The sequence below is a fragment of the Chitinimonas sp. BJB300 genome, assembly GCF_002735695.1.
Lineage (GTDB): Bacteria > Pseudomonadota > Gammaproteobacteria > Burkholderiales > Chitinimonadaceae > Chitinimonas.
Window position 1 is genome coordinate 1 of the sequence record NZ_PDZH01000175.1, and the last position, 6,014, is coordinate 6,014.

At 58.6% G+C, this 6,014-nt stretch carries 8 protein-coding genes; 4 read left to right on the forward strand and 4 right to left on the reverse strand.

Annotation, left to right across the window (positions count from 1 at the left end; all coding sequences use genetic code 11):
- The coding region (locus CSQ89_RS19235) for a DNA primase (RefSeq protein ID WP_143747100.1) at positions 1–1,718 on the reverse strand (1,718 nt) is incomplete at its 3' end.
- Positions 1,719–1,818: 100 nt separating this feature from the next.
- Here CSQ89_RS19235 and CSQ89_RS19240 point away from each other — a divergent pair.
- Genes CSQ89_RS19240 through CSQ89_RS19250 form a run of 3 tightly spaced genes read left to right on the forward strand, consistent with a single transcriptional unit; the run spans position 1,819 to position 2,730 of the window.
- Entirely contained in the window at positions 1,819–2,196 is a 378-nt protein-coding gene (locus CSQ89_RS19240; protein ID WP_233203331.1) for a helix-turn-helix domain-containing protein, read from the forward strand.
- 11 nt (positions 2,197–2,207) lie between these two features.
- Complete coding sequence (locus CSQ89_RS19245) at positions 2,208–2,504, forward strand: BrnT family toxin (protein ID WP_099407663.1); 297 nt, start codon at positions 2,208–2,210, stop codon at positions 2,502–2,504.
- Between the two features lie 25 nt (positions 2,505–2,529).
- Positions 2,530–2,730, forward strand: coding sequence for a hypothetical protein (locus tag CSQ89_RS19250; RefSeq protein WP_099407625.1), 201 nt, complete (start codon positions 2,530–2,532; stop codon positions 2,728–2,730).
- Between the two features lie 137 nt (positions 2,731–2,867).
- On the opposite strand, the gene CSQ89_RS19255 is transcribed toward CSQ89_RS19250, so the two are convergent.
- Genes CSQ89_RS19255 through CSQ89_RS19265 form a run of 3 tightly spaced genes read right to left on the reverse strand, consistent with a single transcriptional unit; the run spans position 2,868 to position 4,284 of the window.
- Positions 2,868–3,257 (reverse strand): hypothetical protein, encoded by a 390-nt coding sequence (locus CSQ89_RS19255; RefSeq protein ID WP_099407664.1) that lies wholly within the window; start codon positions 3,255–3,257, stop codon positions 2,868–2,870.
- Between the two features lie 33 nt (positions 3,258–3,290).
- Entirely contained in the window at positions 3,291–4,004 is a 714-nt protein-coding gene (locus tag CSQ89_RS19260) for a hypothetical protein (protein ID WP_099407665.1), read from the reverse strand.
- Positions 4,005–4,032: 28 nt separating this feature from the next.
- Positions 4,033–4,284, reverse strand: a complete 252-nt coding sequence (locus CSQ89_RS19265; protein WP_099407666.1) for a helix-turn-helix transcriptional regulator — start codon at positions 4,282–4,284, stop codon at positions 4,033–4,035.
- Between the two features lie 867 nt (positions 4,285–5,151).
- Between CSQ89_RS19265 and CSQ89_RS19270 the strand changes: the two genes are divergently transcribed.
- Positions 5,152–6,014: replication endonuclease (locus tag CSQ89_RS19270; protein WP_143747101.1), on the forward strand; the 863-nt coding region annotated here is incomplete at its 3' end.

Here is a 6,014-nt window from a genome sequence, read left to right on the forward strand (position 1 = left end):
TGCACCACGACCGCCAACGGCCCCGCCAGCTTACGGCTGACCGCAGCCAGATAGCCCACCAGCTTGTTCGTGCGCTCACCCACCAGGCCGCAGGCGTCGAAGTCGGCCACGATGCGTGCCAATAGGGCAGGATCGCGCAACAGGGTCAATGCGGCCTCTCTGGCCGCGTCCGTCATCGTCGGCGTGTTGTCCGCTGGCGCTAACACCGCCTGTAGCCGCGCGTCCTGATGCGCTTCCAGCAAACGCAGCAGTCGGCCCAGATCGCGCTTTAATACTTCCTCCGCCACCGCCAGTTCCAGCGCCGCTTCCCGCAGGTAATGGGCGCGGCCCTTGGCGCTGTAGAGGTCGAAACTGTCGATGTAATACCCATCGCCACGCGTTGCCAGCAGGTTGAGCTTGAGTTGTCCCGCCGCTGCTTGCTTGGGCAGGCCCCGCACCCGGTAGCAGCGATCCGCCAAGGTCAATAGCAAATCCTCTCCCTGAAGCACCAGCGCCGGCTCAGGTGACGTGCTGACATCGGCCGGCAGTCCCGTCTCTACGGGCGCTGGGGCGGCTAAAGCAGGGAGGGGTGGCAGGGAGGCGGCAGCCCCCCGATGCGGGGCCGGTCCTGCTCCCAGCCAGCGAGCATGCTGCAACACCAGCCCCAGCCCTTTGCTGGCAGGTTGTACCTTGAGGGCATACGCATTGGCGTCCAGACCATGAGGGAGTTGCACACGCCAGCAACCCATACCCTGGGCAGCCAGTTCGACCGCCAGCTGCGCCGCAGCCCGCTCGCCTGCCTCATCCCGGTCGTAGGCAATCAGCACGCGCTTAATGCCATGCCGCTGGAAGGCGGCCAAGTGGTCGGCGGTAAACCCCTGGGTGCCGTAACTGGCTGTGACGTTACGATAACCCGCGCACCAGAAGGTCATCGCGTCGATCAGCGCTTCGCATAGCACGACTTCGCCACCGCTCGCCGCCAAACCCGCTTCATTCCATACGCCCGCATGCGGCCCCGGCAGGTAAAGGTGTTTGGCCGTCCCCTTGCGCAAGTCGTCGCGCAGCTTGCGGCCGTAGATTTCCACCACCTGGCCCGTGCTGTCCGGCACCGGTATCACCAAACTCCCCGCGAAGTGTTCATGGCCGGTTTCGCGCATTAACCCCAAGCGCTGTAAGCGCCCGCGTACTTCGGCCCCGGTCTGGCGATTTTTTTCCGGTAAATGCAGGCCCAGGGTGCGATTGGCGTAACCCAGTTTGAACGTGTCGATCAGCTCGGGATGATCCAACCCCCGCTTGGTCAAGTAAACCAAGGCTTCGCCTTCTTGCTTGAGGGTGGCGTGGTAGTAGTCCATCACCTGACCGAGCAAAGCATGGTCATCCGCATCCAGGCTCACCGCTACCGGTAAGGCACGCGCCGTGGTGCGCTTCACCGGCGCCAAACTGGCAGCTAAAAGAGAAGGCAAACCCTCGCGCAGCCATTCCGCTGCATGGCGGAAGCTGATACCACGCCGTTTCATCACCCAGTCTATTGGCCCACCCGCCGCGCCACAGCCAAAGCAATGGAACAGATTCTTGCCCGGCGTCACCACCAGACTCGGATTGTCGTCCTGATGGAACGGGCAGCAGGCCGCGTAATCCTTTCCCTGCTTACTCAACGCAATGCCGTCTGCCTCAATCAGGCGAACCAGTGACACCTCGGTTTTTAAGCGTTCGATTTCTGTATCCGGGATGCGTGCCATAAACGGTATTTCCCTAAAAATGTGTCAAGATACTTTGTGAGTATTATTTTAGTATCTATAATGATACCTACGTCAAGACGTTTAAGAGGGGAGGCTTACCATGTTGGAACACACTGTTCCCTGGTTCACTTATATGAGTTTCTCTGCACGACTGATTGCGCTACGGAAGGATAAAGGGCTTACTCAGCAAGCCCTGGCGGATGCAACGCATATCCATGTCCAGCAAATCAAACGCTATGAAGCCGGGACGTCAGAACCTTCTGCAGAAGCCTTGCGCAAGATTGCTCGGACCTTTTCTATCTCGACAGACTGGTTACTTTTTGAAGAGGGAGAGCGAGGCCCAACCGACGATCTACGCCTGCAATTTGAAGCCATCAGCCATATGCCGGAAGAAGAGCGCCATATCGTCAAAGCATTGCTGGAAGGCATGATCCTGAAGTACCAGACCAAGCAAATGGTCAACAACCTGAGCAGCTAAGGAGGAAGTACATGCAGTTGCTGTTCGAATGGGACCCAGCCAAAGCAGCGTCCAATCTCAAGAAACATGGCCTCGATTTCGAAACAGCAACCTTGGTGTTTAACGATCCCCTCGCATTAACGTTGTTTGATGAGGATCACAGCAGTACCCACGATGAGCGCTGGATTACCCTCGGTCAGGTCGAGGGCCGCAAGTTGGTGGTGGCCGTACATACTTGGCGCGAGAATGAAGACACGGTGCATGTACGCATTATTTCTGCGCGACTCGCCACACGGCATGAAGAACGGCAGTACCAGGGCGAACCCTAAGCCCTATCCGTTAAAGGTGAACCCGATGCAAGACGAATACGATTTCAGCAAAGCCGCTCGCGGCAAGTTCTACCGGGCCGATGCAGTAGCACACCTGCCGGTCTATCTCGATCAGCCCATCCAGTCCCGCTTAAGCGAGCTGGCCCACGATAAAGGCGTGGCACTCTCCACGCTGGTCAATGCGCTGCTAAAGAAGGACATCGAGCTGATCGAAATGGCCCGCTAAGCTAAGCCAGCCAACGCAGTAAGCCACTAAAGAGAAACCCCCTGAACCCCAAGCAGCAGCTGGGGTTGAGGGGGCTTTTTTATTTAAATAAGAGATAAGAAGAAGCGCGATACATCCGTGATATAGGTAGGCAGGCCCTAGCAGTCCGTCAGGTAATAGTCCTCCGCGGTATACCCATGCCCTTGATGACGGAAGTGGTTTTCCGGGGCGTTACGGCAACCATTGCAGAGCTTCCCGTCGTTCAACTCCACCCGCACCGCACGCGCACCCCAGAACGATTGCATGTCCTTTTCCATCGGCACCACTTCCAACATGCTCAGCCCTTGCTCACGCAACCACCGATTTACCTCGTAGTTACTGCTGCCCGCCTTCGCTCGATGCGACAGGACTTTGACCGTCTTGCCTTCATTCAACCAGCCTTTGACCCGCAACAGCATCGCATTCACCGGCTCGCCAATCTGATTCGGGAATCGGTCGTTATATTCCGCCAGCGTGCCTTCCAGTTCGACGCCTATCCATTTGCTCATGATCTTGTTTACTTTCGTCTGTATTAATAAGGGTTATGCCTGGGCCGCTTCTGCTTCCGCCGCCTTTTCGCGTTCATAGCGACGCACATGCATTTGCGCTGGCGTCAGTTCCGGCACACAACCACGGTCCGCCACTTGCAAGCCCGCCCGGATGGCCTCATCCGGGATATCCACCGCCTGTTTACATTGCGCCAATAGCTTCGGCGCTAACTCGCGCCATGCCGCATCCAGGCTCGACTCGTCGAACAAACGCCAGCTGGCATGTTGGCCCTTGCTTGCCAAGCAGTCGGCCTGCAATTGCAAACCCAGCTTGAGTGCGGGCGGCAATTGGCTAAGCCCAACCTCAATCAGCGCTTGGCTATAGCATTCGCGTAACCCGTTCTGCGCAATCACCACGCGATACCATTGCTCTGAGGCGTCTTCGTCGGCTTCGTCCAATCCCTTTTCCAGTTCACTGGCCAGTTCGCGCCAGTCTTCCGCCAGTGTGTAAGCCGCCCGTTCCTGGGCTTTGAGTTCCCGGCACTTCGGGCTCAGATGGCTGGTGAAGCTACGCAGCAGACCTTTGTTCTCCGCACGCAGGCGGGCGGCCTCCGCTTCGGCTTCCTGGGCTGATTGCTGGTGGGTCGCGATTTCCTTGCGTAACGCGGTACAGACTGCCTGCAAAGGCAGGAAGGCGTCGCGGGCAGCATGGCATTCAGCTAAAGCGGCTTCAACGGCAGCACGGTGTTCAGGGTGATGTTCAAACATGGGGAGGTTTCCTTAATAGTGGGGTTGATCAGGCTTGGCGTTGGGCGATGCATTGCTGCATCCAGGCGAGGACTTCCGATTCCAGCCACGCCACATTGCGCGGGCCAAGGTGAATCGAAGTGGGGAAGCCACGTAGACGCATCGCGTCGTACAAGCCGGTACGGGAGAAGCCACACTTGGCCAGCACTTCCGGCAATCGCATAAAGCGGTCATGCCGCAGGCTGGATGTACCCGCCGTGTCGCTGGCGGTCTCGTCGTAAGCAGGGGTGAAGTCAGTCATGGCAAAGGGGCTTTATCGTGGGTGCATCCGTATCCGACTGGACCAGATGAGGCGTCGTTGAACGCATGCCGCCAGTATCCCGACCCCGTGCCACCTCGACGAGCGAACGCCATTGTGTGAACGCACCACACAATCCCGCCGTTCAAGATGCCCCTGTGAAGTGCCGATCGCTTCTCGCCCTGGGTCAATTTTCAATCGGCAGGGTGGGTCAATTTTCAATCAGCGCGAATATCCCCACGCCACGTTGGGGCAACTTGTCAGGGGAAACAGCGTCGCTAACGACCTGTCATTGGGCCCTTAGCCGCCCACTGCATGGAAATGCATGCCTAGAGTGCATGGATTCGCATGATGTTTTGCACCCTGCAAACCCTTTTCCGCCCCTGTATTGGCGCGGGTCTCGACCCATCATGCAGGTGCATAAAAAACGCTCTATTAAGTGCGCGGGCGTGGCGGGGATACGAGCGCGCGCACAAGGGTGAAACCACCACGCCAGACCCAACCTCGACCCCGCGCATTGTGTGAGCTCTCCACACAATGGCGAAGACGTGCTGCCGATCCGGTCGTGCTCGATACTGCAAGTCGAGTCACCACCGTGCTGTTTTAACCCCCGATTCCCCCGTTTTAACGACCGCCACCGGCCGTAAGGGGGGCGGCTTGCCCAACGGAGCGCCAATGTCTAGCCCTTATTACCCGACTAAATGCGCCTTTCTATTGTGTGGCGCACACACACAAGGGCAATGACGTGCTGCCGATCCGACCGCGCCCGATACTGCAAGCCTAGTCACCACCGTGCTGTTTTAACCCTCGACTCACCCTTTTAAACGACCTCAACAGGCCGTAAGGGGATCGGCTTGCCCAAAGAAACCGATGGAAACTGTTGCTTACCACGTTGAAACCGATGCTGAATGGCTTGCCGCCAACTGTGCGCCGACCTTACGCAAGCAGGCCCGCCGTGAGCGCAAGCATCAGCTACGCAGCATCCCCGAACGCGAATGGGACGCCGCACGCAACGAGGACCATGATGCGCTGGGCCAGCGCGTCAGCCACTGGCTACAGCAGCCGGTGGGCTCAGTGGATCTCATCAACCTGTCTGAGCGGCTGGATAAATACCTCGGCCACCCATCCACCCCGTTGATTGACGTGTGCCGCCTGGGCGAAGACGGCGCAGCCCTCTGCGATAAGCTGCACACGTGGCTATCGCCCGAAGAGACCGCCGCCATGATCGCCCCCCGTTTTGAAGTCCGTCTGCCGCAGGCCGGTAAACAGGGCGTCACCGTCGAAGGCATTGGCAAACGTCTGGAAGACGGCAGGGTATGGAAACGCAGCTTGGTGCGTCGCCATTTGCAAGCCTTGGAACAAGGCCGCATCAGCGCTGGACAGGTCCGCCGGGGGGCCGATACCTATGTATCGCAACAAACCCTCTCCCTGCTGCAAACCAAGTGGAAGGATCAGAGCGAAGCCCTACGCCATGCGCTGGCCACCAGCAACGAAGGTGATGAAGTCTCGCTGTTCGACTTGCAGCAAAGCAGCGTCGCCAACCCGCGCGTGCGCTTTGCCGAACTGATTACCCGCGTCAAAGGCTTTGAGCTGGTGGCGGAGGAATTGGGCCATACAGCGGTTTTCGTTACCGTGACGGCCCCGAGTGCTTACCACCCGAGCAAGACCATCAGCAACAAGCGCAAGCGCGGCAAACGGGCGTTTACGCAGATTATCAACCCGGCCTGGGTGGC